This is a genomic window from Thermosynechococcus sp. M3746_W2019_013 (genome assembly GCF_015296045.1).
Classification (GTDB): Bacteria; Cyanobacteriota; Cyanobacteriia; order Thermosynechococcales; family Thermosynechococcaceae; genus Thermosynechococcus.
In genome coordinates this window covers 1-19,865 of sequence record NZ_DVDW01000027.1, presented here as the reverse complement: position 1 = coordinate 19,865, position 19,865 = coordinate 1, and the positions used below count along the sequence as shown (strand labels likewise).

The window sequence follows — 19,865 nt, the reverse complement described above, 5'->3', positions numbered from 1 at the left end:
TGGCCGACGGACACCAAAGTTTGAGCAAGGTCTTTTTGAGTTAGGCCGCTGCTTGTAGCAATTGAGGAGGAACAGGAATTCCTGCTGCCATTGCCTCTGCTGGGAGCGTGGGTAAAAGGCGATAGCAGTAGAGAATAAATTGCTCTAACCACATTTGTAACAGATCTTGCTGCTCCTCGTTGAGGCAGCGATCGGGAGCAGACCCTTGCTCATTGTAAAAGATCTCAACCCGAATGGTGCGCAGCCAGGGATCGTTAGGGCGGCTAATCAACCAGTAATTGCGCACAAGGTCGCAACCGAGGTGATTCTGGACAATCTGGCTAGCCTTCCTAAACCATGGCAGATAGTTTTGCAGCCTCTGTAGGCCTGGCGGCGTCAACAGAGGGCGTACTGGGGATGTCACACCAAGTAGATTGAGGATTTCACCCTCTAGTGTCAAGAGGTAGGCCAAGTTGATGGGCACAGACGCCTTAGTCTGAGAGTGGCACATCAGCAGTGTTGCTAGGGTGGCACGGGTTGCTTCTGGGAGTGCCTCAATCAGAAGCAGAAGCTGGTTTTCGGTTGGCAGGGGGCTCTCAGAGAGCATTGAGGCTTGGTGTTGATAGATTTCTTGGAGTGTACTGAGGAGCGGAGGAGGTAGGCACATGGTTAAAGGAGTAAGCTCAACAAGCCCACTTTAATAATTCACTTTAATAATTTATTTACTTTTGCGGGTTTTGTAAGTTAGCGCTGCTACATTTAGTCTGAGTCAGATAATTAAAATAATCTATTTCTTCAATAGTATAGTATTTTATTTACTGATGGCGCTGTTTCTAAAACAGGGGATAGCTCAAGGGGATGAAATTCTTTTCAATTGGAGCTTTTGCTGTTTTGAGCCCGTTCTATGCAAAAAAGGGTTGTCAATCCGCTGGCGATCGCTTGCCAAGCCCCTAGACAATACGCTATGCTAAATAAGCTAAAGCAACGCGGGGTAGAGCAGTCTGGTAGCTCGTCGGGCTCATAACCCGAAGGTCCATGGTTCAAATCCATGCCCCGCCATTTCAAGTTTTAGACGAATCCCAGAGCCTACTGACTCTCGATGTCTTTGTGCCCGGCTGATGCATGGGTGTCGGCCTTGATTTGGTGCAGGGCAGCAATAAGACGCTGGCGATCGCCCTCTAGCGCTTGATCCAGTTCGGGCAAAAAGTAGTTGTCTGGCCACAGCGGTGCAAACAGAGTTACCATCGGCAAGTTGTCAATGGCAATGAAAAAGTCTGTGGGTTGAGGGCCATCAATGTGGCGGCTATTCACGCCAAAACCGGCGCGGGTATAGGTAATGGCAACGGCAGGTGCTGCAGAACGCAGCCAATCAAGGGGGGTTGGCTGACCAGTCATGGAGCGCACGAGTTGTTCCAGTTGCTCTGGGCTACCCGACCAAATGGAGGCCAAGAGGTCACGGCGGTTGTTGGGGGCAGCCCACGCCTTGAGAAAGACTGCCAGCGTTGTGGGAGCCTTGAGTGTTGTCTCCCTGGGGTTGGCCAAGGGGCGCAGCCACACAGCGAGGGGGTCAGCAGCCGAGGGCAATTCCCCTTGCCACCAGCGCAGCAGGGTTGACACCTGACGCACATAGTTTCCGGCAGGGCGATCGCTGGGAATTTCTTGCCCTAGCTGACGATAGCGCTCCGTGACCGCCTTCAGAACTGGTTGGTAAAAGGGCGCCAAAGGGGCCACCCGCCAAGCTGGACTGGTGATGAAGATGGGATGGCGCAGCACCTCAAGGGTCAAGGCTTGGGTGGCAAGTTGGGGTTGATCAGCACCAATGAGGGCTAAGCCTAGTCCCAGAAAATTCCCCCGTTTAGCGGGTACCAATTGAGCCGCTTTCACAAAGGTAGGAATTGCTGCTGCAAAATTGCCACTGCGCCAGTAAAGCCATGCCAGATTACTATAGCCAAACTCAAGGTGGGGAGACAGGGCAATGCCCTTCTCAAACTCCAGGATGGCAGTACGCAAGAGATTGCCCTGGGCCGTGGGGTTATCTGTCATCATGGCTCGTTGACCATAGTTCCAGCCCAGTTGCAGCGGATAGTAGGGTTCCCAAGGGGCGAGTTCCTGGGCATGGAAGAGCTTTTCGCTAAATTGATTCCAGTCGGGGGGGCGCGTCAAAAGTGCTAGGAAGCCTTCGCTGCTGCTGCTCCAAGCGCGATGGATGGGGGTGAGCCAAGCCGCCATTGCCACGGTGATCCCCAGACCAGCAGCCACCAGAGAGAGTGCCCAGCGGGTTCGTAACCGCTCGGGAGGGATTTGACCTTGACCACTGCGAATCAGGGTGGTTAGGAGTGTCAGTTCAATCAGAAAGAGACCACCAATACCGACGTTATCGAGCTGAAAATCCGTGAGACTGAGAACCCCATAGCCCCAAAGGGCGAGGTAGAGGGCGATCGCCAGCCGTTGTTCCCGCTCTTCTAAGTTCGGCCACCAGCGACGGTAGCGGCTGCCCCAATAGACGAGGAGCCCTACCCCTAAAGCCAAAGCGGCTGTCCCACCAATCCCCAGCTCTGCCCACAGTTGCACAGGAGTACTGTGGAGCTGATAAATCCACTCCGCTTCGCGGCCAGCCCAGCCCGGACGATAGTGCTGATACCAGAGGGGCACACTGCCCAAGCCATTCCCCCTAAGAGGGTGGGCAGCTCCCATGCGCCAGCCAACCATACTGGTAATCCAGCGGTAGGCCAGTTCGCTCCCTTGTCCGCCCTGCAAAAGAGCCGCTAAGCTGCGTCGGAGGCGATCGTTGGCCAGAGCAACCACCGCTAAGCCCACCAAAGCCAAGAATCCCCACCCAGAGCGGCGCTGGCGGCGATAGTGCCAAATCCAACCCACCCCAAGGGGAATCACCATTGCCAGCAAGCCGAGGCCGCCCCCCCGTGAAAATGTGGTGTAGAGGGTGACTAGACCCAAAAGCAGCACGGCAATCCAAAATGGGCGCGATCGCCACCACGGTTCACTGGCTTCTGCTTCAATGGCCAAAAGTCCCACCAAAGGTAACGCTAGCAGCAGATAGCCCGCCACATAGTTTTGGTGGCCAAAGGGTGCCCAGTTGCGGAGTTCCAAACTGTCCCCATTGAGGTGGGGGGGTAATCCTTGGGGGGTATCGAAAATTGCCGTGGCGATCGTTGTGCCCAACCAAAGACTTAAACTGACAAGGATCACGAGGGCAGTGAGATAGCCTTGAAAGCCCACGATTTGCCAGCGTCGCTCTGGAGTGCGCAACCAAGCCCCTAGGGGATAAAGGACAGCGATTCCCCCCAAGAGTGCCCAGCCATACCAGCGAGCCTGATTGGGAAAGGCACTCAGGGTTCCGGAAATCCCCAATGCCAACAGGAGTAACAGCACCACGCCATCAAAGCCATTCCCCAAGGGCTGCACCCGCCGTTGATAGGCCAACACCTGCAAAAACCAAAGGAGAGGCACCCCCACTGCCGCTTGCCACAGGAGTACCCAAGGCCAAGCCACCATTAGGCTGTGACTGTCCGGCAGAAGGGTAAAAAGGGCATAGCCGGCTGCGCTGAGGAGCCCCAGCAATATCCCCTCTTGCCTAGCGGCTTTTTCCTGCCAGCTTTCCCCCTGGCTCATCCAGTCTCCTCAAGTAAAGGCTGCCACGACGCGGTCCATGGCCTCAACCACATTCTCGCGGCTATTGAAGGCCGAAAGACGCAGATAACCCTCGCCCGCGGCCCCGAAGCCAGCACCGGGAGTACCCACTACAAAGCAGGTGTGCAGCAATTTATCGAAAAAGTCCCAACTACCCATACCGGCAGGTGTCTTCAGCCAAACGTAGGGGGCATTGACACCGCCATAGACCTCAAAGCCTGCTTGGGTCAGTTTTTCGCGGATAAGACGGGCATTTTCCATATAAAAGGTCACCAATTCCCGTACTTGGGCTTGGCCGGCTTCAGAATAGACGGCTTCGGCGCCCCGCTGCACAATATAGGAGACGCCATTAAACTTCGTGGATTGTCGCCGTAGCCAAAGCGACCAGAGCTGCACCACTTCACCACCGCTGGTTTCTCCCTTGAGATCCTTGGGCACAACGGTAAAAGCGCAGCGGGTTCCCGTAAAGCCGGCATTTTTGGAGAAGGAACGGAATTCAATGGCGCACTCGCGGGCACCGGGGATTTCATAGATCGAGTGGGGAATAGCCGGATCGGTAATAAAGGCTTCGTAGGCAGCATCGAAGAAGATGATTGCTTTGTGGGCACGGGCATAGTCTACCCAGGCCTGCAAATGCTCCCGCGGGGCCACTGCACCGGTGGGGTTGTTGGGGAAGCAGAGGTAGATTAAGTCCACAGGTTCACTGGGTAGCATGGCAGTGAAGTGGTTTTCAGCGGTAATTGGCAAATAGACCAGTCCAGCGTACTCCCCCCGTTCATTGGCTTCGCCCGTATGCCCTGCCATGACATTGGTATCCACATAGACGGGATAGACGGGGTCTGTAACGGCAATGCGGTTGTTGCTGCCAAAAATGTCCAGGATATTGCCGGTGTCGCACTTGGAGCCATCAGAGATAAAAATTTCACTGGCATCAATGTCACAGCCCCGCGATTGGAAGTCGTGGGCAGCAATTTTTTCCCGCAGCCAGGGATACCCCTGCTCAGGGCCATAGCCTTTGAAGGTGGCACGATCGCCCATTTCTTCGACGGCTTTGATCATCGCCTGGCGACAGGCCGCCGGCAGTGGTTCGGTGACATCACCAATCCCTAGGCGAATCAGGGGAGCATCGGGATGGGCTTGCAAAAATTGATTGACACGGCGGGCAATTTCTGGAAACAGATACCCCGCTTTGAGTTTGAGGTAGTTTGCGTTAACAAAGGCCATAGTGCGGTTGAGTGGGAACAGAAGGTCAATATATCAGGATTCGAGAATCCCTTTCAGGCGAGAGTGCGCCAATTCCAGCGCCTCGGCCAATTTTTCCGGTTGAGATCCCCCCGCTTGGGCAAAGTTGGGACGCCCCCCACCGCGCCCGCCACAGACTTGGGCAAGTTCTGCGACTAGTTGACCGGCATGCACACCCCGCTGCACAATATCCTGACTGGCAGCTACTAAGAGGTTCACTTTGTCAGCAGCAGGTTGAGTGGCCAACACCACAGCTCCACTACCCAATTTATTTAGGAGCCACTCGGCGGCGGTTTTTAGCCCTTGGGGATCCACGCCCGCCAGTGAGGCAATGAGAAGGTGGGTATTGCCGACGGCTTCAGCCTGCTCCAAGAGGGCTTGGGTCTTGGCGAGGGTCAGTTCCGCTTTGAGGTGTTCCAGTGCCTTTTGCTGGGCTTTGAGATCTGCTTGTAGTTGGCTAATGCGGTCGAGAACCTCTTCCGGTTTGGCTTTGAAGCGATCGCACAGCTCGCGGACAATGCTATCGCGCTGTTGCAAATAGTCACGCACCGCCGGGCCAGCAATGGCTTCAATGCGACGAATTCCAGCGGCCACCCCACTTTCACTCACAATCTTAAAGAGGCCAATTTCAGCGGTGTTGTGGACATGGGTGCCACCACAGAGTTCCATAGAGACACCGGGAATATCGAGAACTCGCACCTGCTCACCATATTTTTCGCCAAACATGGCGATCGCTCCCCTGGCCTTGGCTTCCTTCAGGGCCATGATATAAGTGTGGGTGGTGTGGCTTTCGCTGATCCAGGCGTTAATTTGATCTTCAATCTGTTGCAGCTCCTCACGGGTCAGGGCACGGGGACAATTAAAGTCAAAGCGCAGCCGATCAAAGGCCACCAGTGACCCCGCTTGGGAAATGTTCTCGTCAATCAGCTTTTTCAAGGCCGCCTGCAAGAGGTGCGTTGCTGTGTGGTGCGCCTGTACCCGCCGCCGACAACTGAGATTAATTTGTGCAGTCACGCGATCGCCCACCTTTAGGCTACCGCGCTCCACTTTGCCGTAGTGAACAAACAATTCCTTTTGCTTTTGCACATCGTGGATGTGCACCAGGGCATCACTGCCGGCCAAGTACCCGCGATCGCCAATTTGACCCCCTGATTCGGCATAAAAGGGGGTTTCCTCAAGGATCACCTGCACTTCCGTTCCTGCCGTTGCCGTTGTTACCGGATGACCCGCCACCAAAATCGCTGTTACTGTCGTTGTCAAACTAAACTCGTCATAGCCGCGAAACTGCGTAGGATGCAGTTGATCCGCCAGGGAATCAATCCCCTCCTGAACGGTAATATCAATAGTTTCGTGGGCTGCTTGGGAACGTTGTCGCTGCTCCGCCATACAGGCTTCAAACTCAGCCACATCCACACCAATACCTTGCTCTGCGGCAATCTCTTGGGTCAACTCCAATGGGAAGCCATAGGTATCAAAAAGAACAAAGGCATCGCGCCCTGCCAGTTGCGGTTGACTGCGTTTTTTGCCCTTAGCCTTCTTCAGGGGAGACAGCATCTCCGCCAAGAGCTTCTCACCCCGATCCAAGGTTTTGAGAAACTGTTCCTCCTCCCGCTGGAGCTCGCTGAGAATGACTGCCTGCCGCTCGCGGACATTGGGATAGACAGGGGCAGCCAGATCAATCGCCACTTGAGCAAGATCAGGGGTTACCAGCCCATTGATTCCCAACAGCCGACTATGGCGCACAATCCGCCGAATCAACCGCCGCAGGACATAGCCACGCCCCACATTACTGGCAGTGACACCATCGGCAATGAGATGAACCACCGCACGGGTGTGATCACCAATCACTTTGAGGGAGGTTTGGGTGCTGGCATTGGCTTTGTGGTACTGAATCCCGGCTCGCTGCGCGGCTGCCTCAATAATTGGGAAAATTAAGTCCGTTTCGTAGTTGTTGGGCACCCCTTGGAGCACCTGCGCCATCCGCTCCAAGCCCATACCGGTATCAATGTTTTTCGCCTTGAGGGGGGTACGGCGACCTTGGTCGTCTTGGTTCAACTCCATGAACACTAAGTTGTAGAGTTCGATGAAGCGGCCATCGTCATCGAGATTAACGTTAGCTAGCCCCTTTTCTGGATAGAAGTCGTAGTAAATCTCAGAACAAGGGCCACAGGGACCCGTCGGCCCCGCCGTCCAAAAGTTGCTCTCCTCGCCCATGCGCTGGATGCGCTCCTTGGGTAAGCCCACTTGGCGATGCCAAATGTCATAGGCCTCATCGTCATTTTCAAAGACGCTCACCAAGAGGCGTTCCGGAGCTAAACCATAAACCGTGGTCATCAGCTCCCATGCCCAAACAATGGCCTCCGCCTTGAAGTAGTCGCCAAAGCTAAAGTTGCCCAGCATTTCAAAGAACGTGTGGTGGCGAGCGGTGCGACCCACATTTTCAATGTCATTGGTGCGCAGACATTTTTGAGCGGTGGTGGCGCGGGGCACCTTCGGCGCTTCTTGACCGAGGAAAATTGGCTTGAAGGGGAGCATGCCAGCGATCGTCAGCAGCACCGTTGGATCCTCAGGAATCAGGGACGCACTCGGTAAGATGGTGTGTCCTTTGGCCGCATAGAAATCGAGGAATTTCTGGCGAATTTGATCACCGGTGAGAGCAGTGATCGCCGACGCAGAGGGGGAGGAGGTCATTGGAGCGAAGTCTCAACGGAGCGTAATAAACGGCAAAAATACTATTCCATCATACTGGATTGTCTTGGATGTGAAATCCATAGGCGATCGCCAAGTTGAAGTCTCTACCTCCATGGCATTCGCTTAGGGAACAAACACGCCGCGTAAAAAGGTTTCCAGGTAAAGATGAATCAATTGGCGGCCAAAGAGACCGCTAAAGATGGCCGCCACTGCTAGAAAAGGGCCAAAGGGAATGGGCTGGCGGCGCTGAATCCAACCCAGGGCAATACCGAATCCCCCCATGAGGCCACCGAGGGCACAGGCCAAAAAAAACGTAACAAGCAGCCCCTGCCAACCCAGCCAAGCGCCGATCATCGCTGCTAGTTTACCGTCTCCGCCGCCCATTACCTCTTGATGAAAGGCGATCGCTCCCCCCCAGCGGATCAGATCAAAAAGCCAAATGCCAATCACTGCGGCAATGATCCCCTCTGTAAGTCCTCCTAGACCCGTGGTTAAGCCTCTCACGAGCAACCCAGTGATCAACCCCCACTTCGTCAGGGGATGGGGCAGCGTCATCGTATCAAGATCAATCAAGGCCAAGGCCAAGAGCCATGCACTCAGCAGCCACAGCACCAGCGTTTGCCCCTGCCAACCACTGACAGCCACAATCAGGACATAAAGCAGTGCCGTCAACAGCTCAATCGCAGGATACCGCCAAGAAATTGGCGCATGGCAATACCGACATTGCCCCCGCAGGAATAGCCAGCCCAAAATCGGGATATTGTCCCAGGGCTTGAGCGTTGTCAAACAGATCGGGCAGCGAGACGGTGGATAGAGGAGCGATCGCCCCCTTGGCACACGGTAGATCACAACATTGAGAAAGCTTCCCACCGCTGCCCCAAGGCCAAAAACAAAGCAGTAGCTGGCAAAGGTCAAAACAGTTAGTGCATTGATAGGCGTGTTACTTCCGGCAGATGATCGTAGGGAATAAAGCATTCTTGGGGCAGCAGGACTGGCTGGCTAGTAAACAGCACATAACCCCGTAGGGTTTGCCGATTAATAGCAACACCTGCAGGCACCGTTTTTGCCCCATGAACCTGCTGGTAGAGATTATAGATGGATTGAGCAGCGGCTAATAGGGGGGTATCAACGGTTTCCATGGTTTGCAAAACTGGCATCTGCCCCACTCCTCGGCAATCGAACAATGAGAAACGGTGATGTTTGGCTTTAAGTCAACCATTTAGTTCTCACCAAGTGCTCCGCCTATGCAAAAGCAGATCTGAAATCCGCCGCCTGAAAATTGATGATCTTCTCTTCACCAAGGGAGAGATAGAGCTACCACAGAGCGAGGACGTCTTCCCTGGGAAATCACCTGAGGAGAGTATTACTAAAGAATTGGTTGTTTCATCATGCCAAGACCCCCGCGATCGCTATTGCTATGCTGAAGTGCTGATTTAGCAAGGATTCCTTGAGGGGAAGCATGACTTGCACGGGCTTGGGTTGAGGCCAAATACACTCCCCTGGTTCCAGCCATGTGTGGGCATGAAGACTAGTTGCCACCGTAGAGGAGTAATTCAGTGGGAGAAGATGGAGAAAGTTGGCAGAAGTGGCGTGGACGACAATAGACCTCTTGTAAAGATAGCTGTGCTGTGGCTAAAAATCCAGTGTGATTCTCCCAAAAGCCATAAATCAACCGCCAAGACCGTAAAGAATTGCAACATGTGCCCTTGTGGGGTTAAGGAGCAGAAGAATTGCCTATAATACTGTGAGCACGCCAATGCTTGAGGGAGTTGACGTTGACCACGACTGTTTTTCAGACCACCAAATCCCAAGAAATTTTTGCCGCTGCCCAAAAACTCATGCCCGGTGGCGTCAGTTCACCTGTGCGTGCCTTCAAGTCCGTCGGCGGCCAGCCCATTGTCTTTGATCACGTCAGGGGTGCCCACATTTGGGATGTGGACGGCAACCAATACATTGACTATGTGGGGTCTTGGGGACCCGCGATCGTTGGCCATGCCCATCCTGAAGTCATTGACGCCCTCCATGCCGCCCTCGAAAAGGGAACTAGCTTTGGTGCCCCCTGCCTGCTTGAGAATATCTTGGCGGAAATGGTGATTGCCGCTGTCCCTAGCGTTGAGATGGTGCGCTTTGTGAATTCCGGAACCGAAGCCTGTATGGCAGTGCTGCGGCTAATGCGTGCCTATACCCAGCGGGAAAAAGTGATCAAATTTGAAGGCTGCTACCACGGCCATGCTGATATGTTCTTGGTCAAGGCGGGGTCAGGCGTCGCCACCTTGGGTTTACCCGATTCTCCCGGCGTGCCGAAAGCAACCACCGCCGCAACATTAACGGCGCCCTACAACGATCTGGAAGCGGTCACTCGCCTCTTTGAACAGTATCCCAATGATATTGCGGGTGTGATCCTTGAACCCGTGGTTGGCAATGCTGGCTTTATTCCCCCCGATGCGGGCTTTCTCGAAGGACTGCGGGAGCTGACGAAACAATATGGCGCCCTCTTGGTCTTTGACGAAGTGATGACGGGCTTTCGCATTGCCTATGGCGGTGCCCAAGAAAAATTTGGGGTCACACCGGATCTAACTACCCTCGGAAAAGTGATTGGCGGTGGTCTGCCCGTGGGTGCCTATGGTGGTCGCGCTGACATTATGAAGATGGTGGCGCCTGCGGGGCCTGTGTATCAAGCGGGTACCCTCTCCGGCAATCCCTTGGCAATGACAGCGGGCATTAAAACCCTGGAAATTCTCAGCCGCCCCGGCAGCTATGAGTACTTGGATCGGATCACGGGCAAGCTGGTACAGGGACTTTTAGACGCTGCCCGGGAGTTTGGCCACGAGGTGTGTGGTGGGCACATCAGTGGTATGTTTGGCCTCTTTTTCACCGCTGGTCCGGTGACCAACTATGATCAAGCCAAGCAGTCCGATTTGAAAAAGTTTGCTGCCTTCCACCGCGGCATGCTAGAGCAGGGGATTTACCTTGCGCCATCCCAGTTTGAAGCGGGCTTTACCTCCCTTGCCCATACGGAGGCGGATATTGAGCGCACCATTGCGGCGGCGCGGACAGTCCTGAGTCAGCTTTGAGTCTTTACCGTTGCAGCAAGGAGCACCACATCCATTAAGTCCTCAAGGTTGAGGCAGGGAAAGACCATGACATCTCCCAATTGATGAATGGCTCGGCTGCTATCTTCTGCCAAGGTAATCACGGGGAGTTTTCGCACTTTGGGGTGATTCTCCAGATGGGGGACTTCCGCAGCGGGCAAGTCCCAAATCAGAACGTCAGGCTGCCAAATATCCACCAAGAGATCGGCCTGTTCAAGGTCTTCTGCTTCGAGAAGCCGCAGGTGGGGTAGACTAATTTCATGGAGTAAACCGAGGCGAAGTACCGTCTGATTCAGGGGGGGATGCTCAAAGGTTGGTTTTGCCGCTGGAGAAGTCAGTCGCGGAAAACACCAGCGATCGAGGACATCGATCAGCAGACTGGGATGACTACTCAAGGGCAGCCGTTGCACAAAACCGGTCAGGCCCAAAGGAGTGGCCTCATCGGAGAGGATGATCAACGGCACAGTGGCAGTGAAGGGACTGGTGGCAAGACTTTCAACCACATCAGCCAGAATGAGACTACTGGCGGGGCGGACGATAATTGCTGTGGGTTGCAGTTGCTCCAGCTTATCCAGCGCTTCAAGGGGATGGCGAGCGACCATATATCCGTAATGGCTGTCTCGCAATGCGGCAGTGGTGTGCATGATCCACGTGGCATCATTACTGATTAAAAGGATCAATTGAGCTGTAGTGGGCAATTCAGGGGGAAGTTCCTCCCTAAAGGGCAGCAGCACTGTCCACTCACTCCAGCGATCGGCTTGGGCGATAAAGGAAAGCTCACCATTGTGGAGACGACAGAGTTGGTGGGCTAGCATCAGCCCCATTGTTACTTCGGCGTAGTCCTCGAGACATTCGTGTAGCAGGCGATCGTGATCCTGAAGAGGAATACCATGTCCCTCTTCCCACAGTTGCAACGCCAGCCAATTTTGCCAGCGACTCAAGCGCAGTCCATAGCGATCGCTGGGAAAGAGCATCAGCCACCCTAGGAGATGGCCAAGAATCTGCCGTAGCCGCAAAGCGTCGCCCCAGAGGTAGACATGACTCAAGGGCTGATCAATTTGCCAATGCCAACTCGGCGGGGTCAGATTGTAGAGATGCTCCGCCAACTCCTGCGATCGCAACCACAAATCCGCCAGTTCTACAGTTTCCCATTGCAATTCCAACTCTCGCCAGAGGGCGCGGGTGTAGTCCTGCCATGCCTGAATGAGGCGATTCATTTGCCAACCGCTACGCTGGATTAGGGCAAGGTAGTCCTGTTGCTCGGGTAGGGGGTGTTGCCACAGGAGTTGGGTAAGGCCGAGGATTGCCGTTAGGGGGTTTTTGAGTTCATGTCCCAAGCTCAGGAGGAGGCGCTTTTGCTGATGGAGGCGGAGTTGCTGCAAGCGGGTGGGGGTCGTTGGATCAGCCTCTTGGCGCTGTTGGGCAAAAAATACCCAATAGCGATCGCTAGCGATCGCCACACTGCTCTGTGCTCTCTCCCAGTCCAACGACATTAAATTCAAGGGAAATGAGCACACCTGCCAGAGCGATCGCCCCTCTAGTGCCTGACAACTCATGCCCTCAAATTTAGTCTGTACCAGCGGCAAAAAGTCAGTTAAGTATTCTGACCAAGCATGATTTTGCCAAATCACTCTCCCTTGGGCGTTTTGAATTTGTACTGGCAAAGGCAATTGTTCAATCACTGCCAGCCAAGGCAAAGGGGGCTGGCAGGCCCAATGATAGAGCAAGCGTCGCTGATCCAGCAGTCCCACAAAGCACTCCTGTGCATCCACAACCGCAATATAGGGGGGCATCTGGGCTTGAGTGCGCAGCCATTCCTGAAACTGCAATAGCGTCCACACTGCCGGTACCCCCACCACGGGCGATCGCCAAGGAGCCGTCACACTGCCTACCGCGAAGTCGGCTAACGTCCCTTCCCGCTCCAAACTCAAAGCCAACCCCCAGCCCTGCACCACCCCCACAGGTTTTTGCCCCTCATCCACAACGACGATCGTTTCTGGGAGGGTTTCTTGCCAACGCTGATACACCTCCTTGAGAGACAGACCGGCCCCCACCGCCATTGCCGGTTCAGTAAAGCTCGCTAGGGAGAGGGAATTCATGGATACAGTCCTTTTCTGAACTGGGGTACATCAAATAAGGAGATAGGATGCCCTGCCACTGGTTTTTCCATTGTTGAGTGTGTTTTGTACTGGCGAGCCTAAGCTTGTAATGAAATGGCAACAGGCCTCCAGAAGACCCTGTCACCACCTGCGGGAAAGTGATAGGATGCTATCAGATGCAAACTCCAGTTCTGAAAGCACGTGGCGCAGTCAACCGCACTAACAATTTGTGGCTTAGTTTACTCGCCCGCTATTGGCCAAGAACTCGTTCGTTTGCACACCTCTGATATTGATGAGCTGGTTTACTTTTCAAGCGAGAGGGAGTTTTGTAACTATTTAGAGGCACGGCGCAATAGCATCGCTTGTTTAATTTTAGAATGGGGAGAGGGGACTCCGCAAATCATTACCTATCTTCACCACAGCGCCACCCTATTGCCCGCCATCCTCATTTTCCCAGCCACACCAGCCCCTCCACCCGTCGGTCCCCACTATCACATTGCTGAAGTGATTTTGACAACCGATCAGCTGGATCAGCTCAACCGTCAAATTGAGGAAGCCATCACAGGCTTTGTCAAGCTCTGTCCGGGATGTGCAGTGCCGCCCCATGTCCTGTTTCGCATGCCAGCCCTCAAAGAGAGCAGTAATGTTGACCCCCAGCATCGTCTTTCCCAAAAATTGAAGGAGCGACTCGGCTACCTGGGGGTGTATTACAAACGAGATACAGCATTTTTTTTCCGACGGATGTCCCCTGCCGATAAACGCAAACTGCTGGACGAATTGCGCTCAATTTATCGTACCATTGTCCTTGAATACTTTAACACCGATGCCAAAGTTAATGAGCGCATTGACGAGTTTGTTAGTAAAGCATTCTTCGCAGATATTTCTGTTTCCCAAGTGCTAGAGATTCACGTCGAACTCATGGATAACTTCTCCAAGCAACTCAAACTCGAAGGCCGCAGTGAGGACATTTTGCTCGACTATCGCCTGACGCTGATTGATGTGATCGCCCATCTGTGCGAGATGTATCGTCGTTCCATTCCGCGGGAGGTGTAATGCCGATGGCCCCCTTGCGGAAAACCTATGTTCTCAAGCTATACGTTGCCGGTAACACACCCAACTCAGTGCGGGCTCTAAAAACTCTCAATAACATTCTTGAAAAAGAATTTAAGGGAGTCTATGCCCTCAAGGTAATCGATGTCCTCAAAAATCCCCAACTGGCTGAGGAAGATAAAATTTTGGCCACGCCTACCCTTGCCAAAGTCCTACCGCCCCCTGTACGCCGTATTATTGGGGACTTGTCCAATCGTGAGAAGGTGCTCATTGGCTTAGATCTCTTGTATGAAGAGATTGGTGACCAAGCCGAGGATGACTTAGGCTTGGAATAGGCACAGTTCTTAGAGTCTCTCAGCTTAGAATAGCTTTTTGGAATTTTTGTGCAATACCGAATCTAAAAATCTTCTATGACAAACCTACCCGAACATCAGTCCAGTCCAACGGAGCAGTCCTCGGCGGAAGTCAAGAAAATCCCGACGATGATTGAGGGCTTTGACGATATCAGCCATGGGGGACTTCCCCAAGGACGCACCACCTTAGTCAGCGGCACTTCAGGCACAGGGAAGACCCTTTTTGCAGTTCAGTTTCTCTACAATGGCATTACCATTTTTAATGAGCCAGGTATATTTGTTACATTTGAAGAATCCCCCCAAGATATTATCAAAAACGCCCTCAGTTTTGGCTGGAACCTGCAAAGTCTGATTGACCAAGGCAAGCTATTTATCCTGGATGCTTCTCCGGATCCCGATGGCCAAGAGGTGGCTGGTGACTTTGACTTATCTGCTCTGATTGAGCGCATTCAGTATGCCATTCGCAAATACAAAGCAACCCGGGTCTCCATTGATTCGGTAACAGCGGTTTTCCAGCAATACGATGCGGCCTCGGTGGTGCGGCGGGAAATTTTTCGCCTGGCTTTTCGCCTCAAGCAACTGGGCGTGACCACGATTATGACCACCGAGCGGGTAGATGAATACGGCCCTGTGGCGCGTTTTGGTGTTGAGGAGTTTGTCTCCGATAATGTGGTTATTTTGCGTAATGTTCTTGAGGGAGAACGGCGGCGGCGCACGGTTGAAATTCTCAAGCTGCGGGGCACCACCCACATGAAGGGGGAATATCCCTTTACAATCAACAACGGTATTAACATCTTCCCGTTGGGGGCCATGCGCCTGACCCAGCGCTCATCGAATGTGCGGGTGTCTTCAGGGGTCAAGACCCTCGACGAGATGTGTGGCGGTGGCTTCTTCAAGGATTCGATTATTTTGGCCACGGGCGCTACGGGTACTGGCAAGACTCTCTTGGTCAGTAAATTCTTGGAGACGGGCTGCCAACAGGGAGAACGGGCACTGCTGTTTGCCTACGAAGAATCGCGGGCGCAGTTGTCGCGCAATGCCTCCTCTTGGGGCATTGATTTTGAGGAGTTGGAACGGCGGGGTTTGTTGCGGATCATTTGTGCCTATCCAGAGTCAGCGGGGCTTGAGGATCACTTGCAAATTATCAAGTCGGAGATTGCAGACTTTAAGCCCTCACGGGTGGCCATTGACTCTTTGTCTGCCTTGGCGCGGGGGGTGAGTAACAATGCCTTCCGGCAGTTTGTTATCGGGGTTACTGGATTTGCCAAACAGGAGGAAATCACTGGCTTTTTCACCAACACCACGGATCAGTTTATGGGGTCCAACTCGATTACCGAGTCCCATATCTCCACAATTACAGATACGATTTTGCTTTTGCAGTACGTGGAAATCCGCGGTGAGATGTCCCGGGCAATTAACGTCTTTAAGATGCGTGGTTCTTGGCACGACAAGGGGATTCGGGAGTATGTGATCACTGAGAAGGGGGCAGAAATCCGCGATTCCTTCCGCAACTTTGAGGGGATTATTAGCGGTACCCCCACCCGCATTTCCGTGGACGAGAAAACAGAGCTGGCGCGAATTGCCAAGGGGATGCAGGATCTAGAGAGCGAGTAGCCCCATGCAGTTAAACCAAGTCATTGTCGTGCACAAGGCGGGCGATCGCCAGAGCAAGGAATGGGCAGATCGCGCTTCCCGTCAGCTGCAACAGCGTGGCGCCAATGTGCTTGTGGGGCCGAGTGGGCCTAAGGACAACCCCTACCCCGTCTTTATGGCTTCAGTGACAGAGCCGATTGATCTGGCCGTTGTTCTGGGGGGAGACGGCACCTCCTTAGCCGCGGCACGGCATCTAGCGGCGCCTGGGGTTCCAATTCTAGCAGTGAATGTGGGGGGGCATTTGGGGTTTTTGACGGAGCCGCTGGAGTTGTTTCGCGATATGGAGGCGGTTTGGGAGCGCCTTGAGCGGGACGAGTACGCGATGCAACAGCGGATGATGCTGCAGGCCCAGGTTTTTGAGGGGTCAAAGGCTCATCCTGAAGCGGTGGGCGATCGCTACTATGCCCTCAATGAAATGTGCATTAAGCCGGCCTCTGCTGATCGCATGATCACTGCCATCCTCGAGATGGAAATTGATGGCGATGTTGTGGATCAGTACCAAGGGGATGGGTTACTGGTGGCCACCCCTACCGGCTCCACCTGCTATACGGTCGCCGCCAATGGCCCCATTTTGCACCCGGGGATGGAAGCCCTTGTGGTGACGCCCATTTGCCCTTTGAGTCTCTCTAGCCGCCCCATTGTCTTGCCTGCGCGCTCCTCAGTCAGCATTTGGCCGTTGGAGGATCACAGCCTCAATACCAAGCTGTGGATGGATGGCGTACTGGCTACCTCCATTTGGCCAGGACAGCGGGTACAGGTGACAATGGCCGATTGTCAAGCTCGCTTTATCATCCTGCGGGATCACTACTCCTTTTATCAAACCCTACGGGAGAAGTTGGCCTGGGCAGGGGCACGGATTCCCTATCACAACAATCACCGCAATTAGATCACAACCGCCCCCACAGAAGGTCTCTATAATTAGGGGCATTCCTCACTCAACCCTTGTTATGATTCTCAGTCCTTTTGAACGCGCTGTTCTTGGCCAAGAGGCGGAAGCCCTGGTTGATCAGTTGTTAGAAATTGGGATTGCCCTCTCTGCCAGTCAATCCCTAGAGGAACTGCTGCATCTGATTCTGACGAAAAGTCGCCAAATTACTGCTAGCGATGCTGGCACGATTTTTCTAGTTCAGCGCGAACGGGCGGTGCTGGAATTCAAGGCAGCTCAAAACGATAGCGTCACCCTTCCTGAGCAAGTGCAGGACTATACCGTACCCCTCACCGCCGATAGCTTGGTGGGCTATGCCGCTCTCACGGGGGAATCGCTGAATATTGCCGATGTGTATGCCCTTAAGGGGAGCGAGATGTACCAGTTCAATCGTTCCTTTGATGAAGCCCTACACTATCGAACCTGTTCGGTGCTGGTGGTGCCGATGCAAAATGTCAGTGGTGAGGTGATTGGCGTTCTGCAACTGATTAACCGCAAGCGATCGCCCGACACCCTACTGACACCGGAAACCAGCGTGGCTCTCACCCAGCCCTATAGCCCTTGGGAAGAACACATTGTGCGATCGCTGGCTAGTCAGGCCGCTGTGATTATTGAGCGCAACCATTTACTTGAAAGTATTGAACAGCTCTTTGAGGGATTTATCACCGCTTCGGTTCAAGCCATTGAGACTCGGGATCCAGTAACCGCAGGGCATTCCGAACGGGTGGCAGCTCTGACGGTGCGCCTCGCCGAGATCACCAGTGCCACCTCTAGGGGCGTCTTTCGCGATGTTTTCTTTAGCGATCGCCAGCTACAGGAAATCCGCTATGCTGCCCTGCTCCACGATTTTGGCAAGGTGGGCGTGCCGGAGGCGATTCTCAACAAGCAAAAGAAAATTTACCCCGAACAACTGGAGGTCATTCGCCAACGCTTTGCCCTTGTCCGCCGCACCCTGGAAATGGAAACCGCTCAAGCTAAAGTCAATTATTTACTCTCCCATCCCCATCAGCTCCATACCCCAGAACAGGGGTGTCAGCACTGCGCTTTTCTACGACAGCTCGACCAAGAACTCCAGCAACAACTGCACACCTTAGAGAACTACTGGCAATTGCTGGAGCAGGCCAATGAGCCGCGAATTCTAGAGGAAGAACCCCTTGCCCGCCTGCAGGAATTGACCCAGTTTTATTATCGCGGCGTTGATGGCGAACTCCATCCCCTCATTACGGCCACTGAACTTGAACAACTCTTGGTGCGCCGTGGCAATCTCACCCAACAGGAACGACGGATCATCGAAGCCCACGTGACCTATACTTACCAGTTTCTTGCCCGTATTCCTTGGACCCCCCATCTTAAAAATGTGCCAATCATTGCCTATGGTCACCATGAGCGCTTGGACGGCAGTGGCTACCCACGGGGTATTGGCGCAGCCGAAATTCCTCTCCAAACCCAAATGTTGGCGATCGCTGACATTTACGATGCCCTCACAGCCAAGGATCGCCCCTACAAAAAGAGCCTACCAGTGAATAAGGCCCTAGAGGTTTTGTGGCAGGAAGCCAAGGAATTTAAGATCAATCCCGATTTAGTGGAACTCTTTGAGCAGCAGGAGGTCTTTCGGGTGCTGGGGCACCAGCGCTAGGGCTAATTGGCGGACGATTGCAAAAACGAGACTCTCCAAAGCGTAGCTGCCAGCCAATTGGTACAGGTATGGGCAACGATCGCTAAGAGTAAATTATTCGTTACCACGGCACTATAGGCAAAGAATCCGCCAACAATGGTTGCCCACAGGGCATAGGGCCACTGCTGCCGGGAGCCAGCGTGCAAAATGCCAAAGCACACAGAACTGCCAATAATCCCTGCCCAGTTGAGCCCCAAACTCGGTAGGAGCACCCCGCGAAAGAGCAGCTCTTCACTAAGGCCGGGCAGAATGCCAATCCAAAACAGATCAGGCCACAGCAGTGGTGAAAGCACAAGTTTCAGGTAGGTATCTGACGCGTGGCGGTAGGCAGGCCAGAGGCGATACAAAATAGCGCCGATGCCGGTAATTCCTAGGCAGAGGGCAATCCCTAAAACCACTGCCCAGACATCCCAGCGCAGCGGCAGAAGTCCGCCAGAAAAGGGGGTAAATAACCACACCCGCGCCAAAATCAGCCACAGGATGGCCGTTAACGCCATGGCCACTAAGACCTGTGTACGACTCAGGGGCTCATCGGGCAGGGGGAATTCCTCCATAGGCCTACGCTTTCTGGAACTGACCAAATTGGAAGTGATAGACCTCTTCCTCTTTTTCCGAGATCAGTTTCAAATCTGAGCAGGGGCGGGCCACACAGAGGAGGACATAGCCTTTTTCCCGCAGTTCGGGACTCAGCCCCATCGCATCCCCGTGATCCACGGTACCCTCCTGAATTTGGGCAGCACAGGTGGTACAGACTCCGGCATTACAGGAACTCGGAAGATCAATTCCCGCAGCGGTGGCCGATTGCAGGATGGGTTTATCGGCACTGGCTTCAAAGGTGTAGGTTTGCCCTTGGTGCAGGATCTCAACACGAAAGGTTTGGGTCATTCTGGCAGTGAGCTATGACGCAACATCTTCCCTATTATCCCCCGAATCCTCGCGATCGCTGGCTTCCTCGGGGGCAGACTTCAACCATGTCCGCACAGGATCAGGAATCGCTACTCGCTGGCGTTGGGGCAGTTGCAGGCAAATGTGCTGCGTCTGGGCAATGGCTACCCGATCCCCCGCCCCGTTGTAGAGAGTATAGGCCAGTTGAAAACGGCTACTATCCAGTCTTTGGGGGTCAATGGTCACCCGCAGGCGATCACCACAGTAGAGGGGTTTCAAAAAGCGCATCTGCGCCTCCGTAATCGGCACAATCAGGCCACTGTTGCTGAAAAATTGCCGCAGATCTACCCCCAACTGGGCAAGGGCATCCTCATAGGCCTCGTGGCAAAACCGCAGCAGATTGGCAAAGTAAACGACCCCAGCCGCATCGGTATCCGCAAAATGAACCGTGCGCTGATAGTCGCGCAGGGGTGGTGTATTCATCTATCGCCATTCCATCGCCATCCCATCGGGTTGTCCAACACCAGCCATCGGCAAAAACACGCCACAGCCTTTATTGTTAATATTAGGGTA

General features: G+C 53.9%; 16 protein-coding genes and 1 tRNA gene. 7 read left to right on the top strand and 10 right to left on the bottom strand.

Translation table 11 applies throughout. The features are described 5' to 3' along the window. Positions 1–40: 40 nt before the first annotated feature. Positions 41–646: a hypothetical protein gene (locus tag IGQ16_RS05285; protein ID WP_297060505.1), complete on the bottom strand. Its 606-nt coding sequence runs from the start codon at positions 644–646 to the stop codon at positions 41–43. 318 nt (positions 647–964) lie between these two features. Here IGQ16_RS05285 and IGQ16_RS05280 point away from each other — a divergent pair. Beyond that, a tRNA-Met gene (locus tag IGQ16_RS05280) sits at positions 965–1,038 on the top strand. Between the two features lie 27 nt (positions 1,039–1,065). Here the strand turns inward: IGQ16_RS05280 and IGQ16_RS05275 are convergent. From IGQ16_RS05275 to IGQ16_RS05255, 5 genes are all read right to left on the bottom strand, one after another. Continuing rightward, positions 1,066–3,609 (bottom strand): O-antigen ligase family protein, encoded by a 2,544-nt coding sequence (locus IGQ16_RS05275; RefSeq protein ID WP_024125364.1) that lies wholly within the window; start codon positions 3,607–3,609, stop codon positions 1,066–1,068. Between the two features lie 9 nt (positions 3,610–3,618). Next, on the bottom strand, positions 3,619–4,851 hold the full coding sequence (locus IGQ16_RS05270) for an LL-diaminopimelate aminotransferase (protein WP_024125365.1): 1,233 nt from the start codon (positions 4,849–4,851) through the stop codon (positions 3,619–3,621). A 33-nt stretch (positions 4,852–4,884) separates the two neighbouring features. Then, the gene (gene alaS / locus IGQ16_RS05265) at positions 4,885–7,560 is read right to left on the bottom strand and encodes an alanine--tRNA ligase (RefSeq protein WP_297060504.1); all 2,676 of its coding nucleotides are present in this window, start codon (positions 7,558–7,560) and stop codon (positions 4,885–4,887) included. A gap of 123 nt (positions 7,561–7,683) precedes the next feature. Continuing rightward, positions 7,684–8,430, bottom strand: coding sequence for an A24 family peptidase (locus tag IGQ16_RS05260; protein WP_367116115.1), 747 nt, complete (start codon positions 8,428–8,430; stop codon positions 7,684–7,686). Between the two features lie 50 nt (positions 8,431–8,480). Then, entirely contained in the window at positions 8,481–8,717 is a 237-nt protein-coding gene (locus tag IGQ16_RS05255; protein ID WP_024125367.1) for a hypothetical protein, read from the bottom strand. Between the two features lie 681 nt (positions 8,718–9,398). Between IGQ16_RS05255 and hemL the strand changes: the two genes are divergently transcribed. After that, positions 9,399–10,634: a glutamate-1-semialdehyde 2,1-aminomutase gene (gene hemL / locus IGQ16_RS05250; protein ID WP_315862939.1), complete on the top strand. Its 1,236-nt coding sequence runs from the start codon at positions 9,399–9,401 to the stop codon at positions 10,632–10,634. On the opposite strand, the gene IGQ16_RS05245 is transcribed toward hemL, so the two are convergent. Further along, positions 10,625–12,751: a histidine kinase dimerization/phospho-acceptor domain-containing protein gene (locus IGQ16_RS05245; protein ID WP_297060500.1), complete on the bottom strand. Its 2,127-nt coding sequence runs from the start codon at positions 12,749–12,751 to the stop codon at positions 10,625–10,627. The two genes, hemL and IGQ16_RS05245, sit on opposite strands and share 10 nt — an antisense overlap. A 201-nt stretch (positions 12,752–12,952) precedes the next feature. Between IGQ16_RS05245 and IGQ16_RS05240 the strand changes: the two genes are divergently transcribed. The 5 genes from IGQ16_RS05240 to IGQ16_RS05220 all read left to right on the top strand — a co-directional run bounded on the left by IGQ16_RS05240 (position 12,953) and on the right by IGQ16_RS05220 (position 18,368). Then, positions 12,953–13,804: a circadian clock protein KaiA gene (locus IGQ16_RS05240; protein WP_297040093.1), complete on the top strand. Its 852-nt coding sequence runs from the start codon at positions 12,953–12,955 to the stop codon at positions 13,802–13,804. 5 nt (positions 13,805–13,809) lie between these two features. Beyond that, complete coding sequence (kaiB, locus tag IGQ16_RS05235) at positions 13,810–14,136, top strand: circadian clock protein KaiB (RefSeq protein WP_011056333.1); 327 nt, start codon at positions 13,810–13,812, stop codon at positions 14,134–14,136. Between the two features lie 75 nt (positions 14,137–14,211). Further along, positions 14,212–15,768: a circadian clock protein KaiC gene (gene kaiC, locus IGQ16_RS05230; RefSeq protein ID WP_011056334.1), complete on the top strand. Its 1,557-nt coding sequence runs from the start codon at positions 14,212–14,214 to the stop codon at positions 15,766–15,768. 4 nt (positions 15,769–15,772) lie between these two features. Next, positions 15,773–16,693: an NAD(+) kinase gene (locus IGQ16_RS05225; RefSeq protein WP_024125371.1), complete on the top strand. Its 921-nt coding sequence runs from the start codon at positions 15,773–15,775 to the stop codon at positions 16,691–16,693. A 61-nt stretch (positions 16,694–16,754) separates the two neighbouring features. Further along, positions 16,755–18,368, top strand: coding sequence for an HD family phosphohydrolase (locus IGQ16_RS05220; RefSeq protein ID WP_024125372.1), 1,614 nt, complete (start codon positions 16,755–16,757; stop codon positions 18,366–18,368). A 2-nt stretch (positions 18,369–18,370) separates the two neighbouring features. Here the strand turns inward: IGQ16_RS05220 and IGQ16_RS05215 are convergent, their stop codons facing one another. From IGQ16_RS05215 to IGQ16_RS05205, 3 genes are read right to left on the bottom strand one after another with little or no spacing between them, the layout of a single operon-like run. Then, on the bottom strand, positions 18,371–18,961 hold the full coding sequence (locus IGQ16_RS05215; RefSeq protein ID WP_297060498.1) for a CPBP family intramembrane glutamic endopeptidase: 591 nt from the start codon (positions 18,959–18,961) through the stop codon (positions 18,371–18,373). A gap of 4 nt (positions 18,962–18,965) precedes the next feature. Continuing rightward, entirely contained in the window at positions 18,966–19,292 is a 327-nt protein-coding gene (locus IGQ16_RS05210; protein ID WP_297060496.1) for a 2Fe-2S iron-sulfur cluster-binding protein, read from the bottom strand. 12 nt (positions 19,293–19,304) lie between these two features. Next, positions 19,305–19,775, bottom strand: a complete 471-nt coding sequence (locus IGQ16_RS05205; protein WP_024125375.1) for a thioesterase family protein — start codon at positions 19,773–19,775, stop codon at positions 19,305–19,307. Positions 19,776–19,865 lie beyond the last annotated feature (90 nt).

Bases quoted from the DNA above. Each gene is read 5' to 3' on its own strand.
- IGQ16_RS05285 (WP_297060505.1), bottom strand. From the start codon at position 646: ATGTGCCTACCTCCTCCGCTCCTCAGTACACTCCAAGAAATCTATCAA.
- IGQ16_RS05275 (WP_024125364.1), bottom strand. From the start codon at position 3,609: ATGAGCCAGGGGGAAAGCTGGCAGGAAAAAGCCGCTAGGCAAGAGGGG.
- IGQ16_RS05270 (WP_024125365.1), bottom strand. From the start codon at position 4,851: ATGGCCTTTGTTAACGCAAACTACCTCAAACTCAAAGCGGGGTATCTG.
- alaS (WP_297060504.1), bottom strand. From the start codon at position 7,560: ATGACCTCCTCCCCCTCTGCGTCGGCGATCACTGCTCTCACCGGTGAT.
- IGQ16_RS05255 (WP_024125367.1), bottom strand. From the start codon at position 8,717: ATGCCAGTTTTGCAAACCATGGAAACCGTTGATACCCCCCTATTAGCC.
- hemL (WP_315862939.1), top strand. From the start codon at position 9,399: ATGCCCGGTGGCGTCAGTTCACCTGTGCGTGCCTTCAAGTCCGTCGGC.
- IGQ16_RS05245 (WP_297060500.1), bottom strand. From the start codon at position 12,751: ATGAATTCCCTCTCCCTAGCGAGCTTTACTGAACCGGCAATGGCGGTG.
- kaiB (WP_011056333.1), top strand. From the start codon at position 13,810: ATGGCCCCCTTGCGGAAAACCTATGTTCTCAAGCTATACGTTGCCGGT.
- kaiC (WP_011056334.1), top strand. From the start codon at position 14,212: ATGACAAACCTACCCGAACATCAGTCCAGTCCAACGGAGCAGTCCTCG.
- IGQ16_RS05225 (WP_024125371.1), top strand. From the start codon at position 15,773: ATGCAGTTAAACCAAGTCATTGTCGTGCACAAGGCGGGCGATCGCCAG.
- IGQ16_RS05220 (WP_024125372.1), top strand. From the start codon at position 16,755: ATGATTCTCAGTCCTTTTGAACGCGCTGTTCTTGGCCAAGAGGCGGAA.
- IGQ16_RS05215 (WP_297060498.1), bottom strand. From the start codon at position 18,961: ATGGAGGAATTCCCCCTGCCCGATGAGCCCCTGAGTCGTACACAGGTC.
- IGQ16_RS05210 (WP_297060496.1), bottom strand. From the start codon at position 19,292: ATGACCCAAACCTTTCGTGTTGAGATCCTGCACCAAGGGCAAACCTAC.
- IGQ16_RS05205 (WP_024125375.1), bottom strand. From the start codon at position 19,775: ATGAATACACCACCCCTGCGCGACTATCAGCGCACGGTTCATTTTGCG.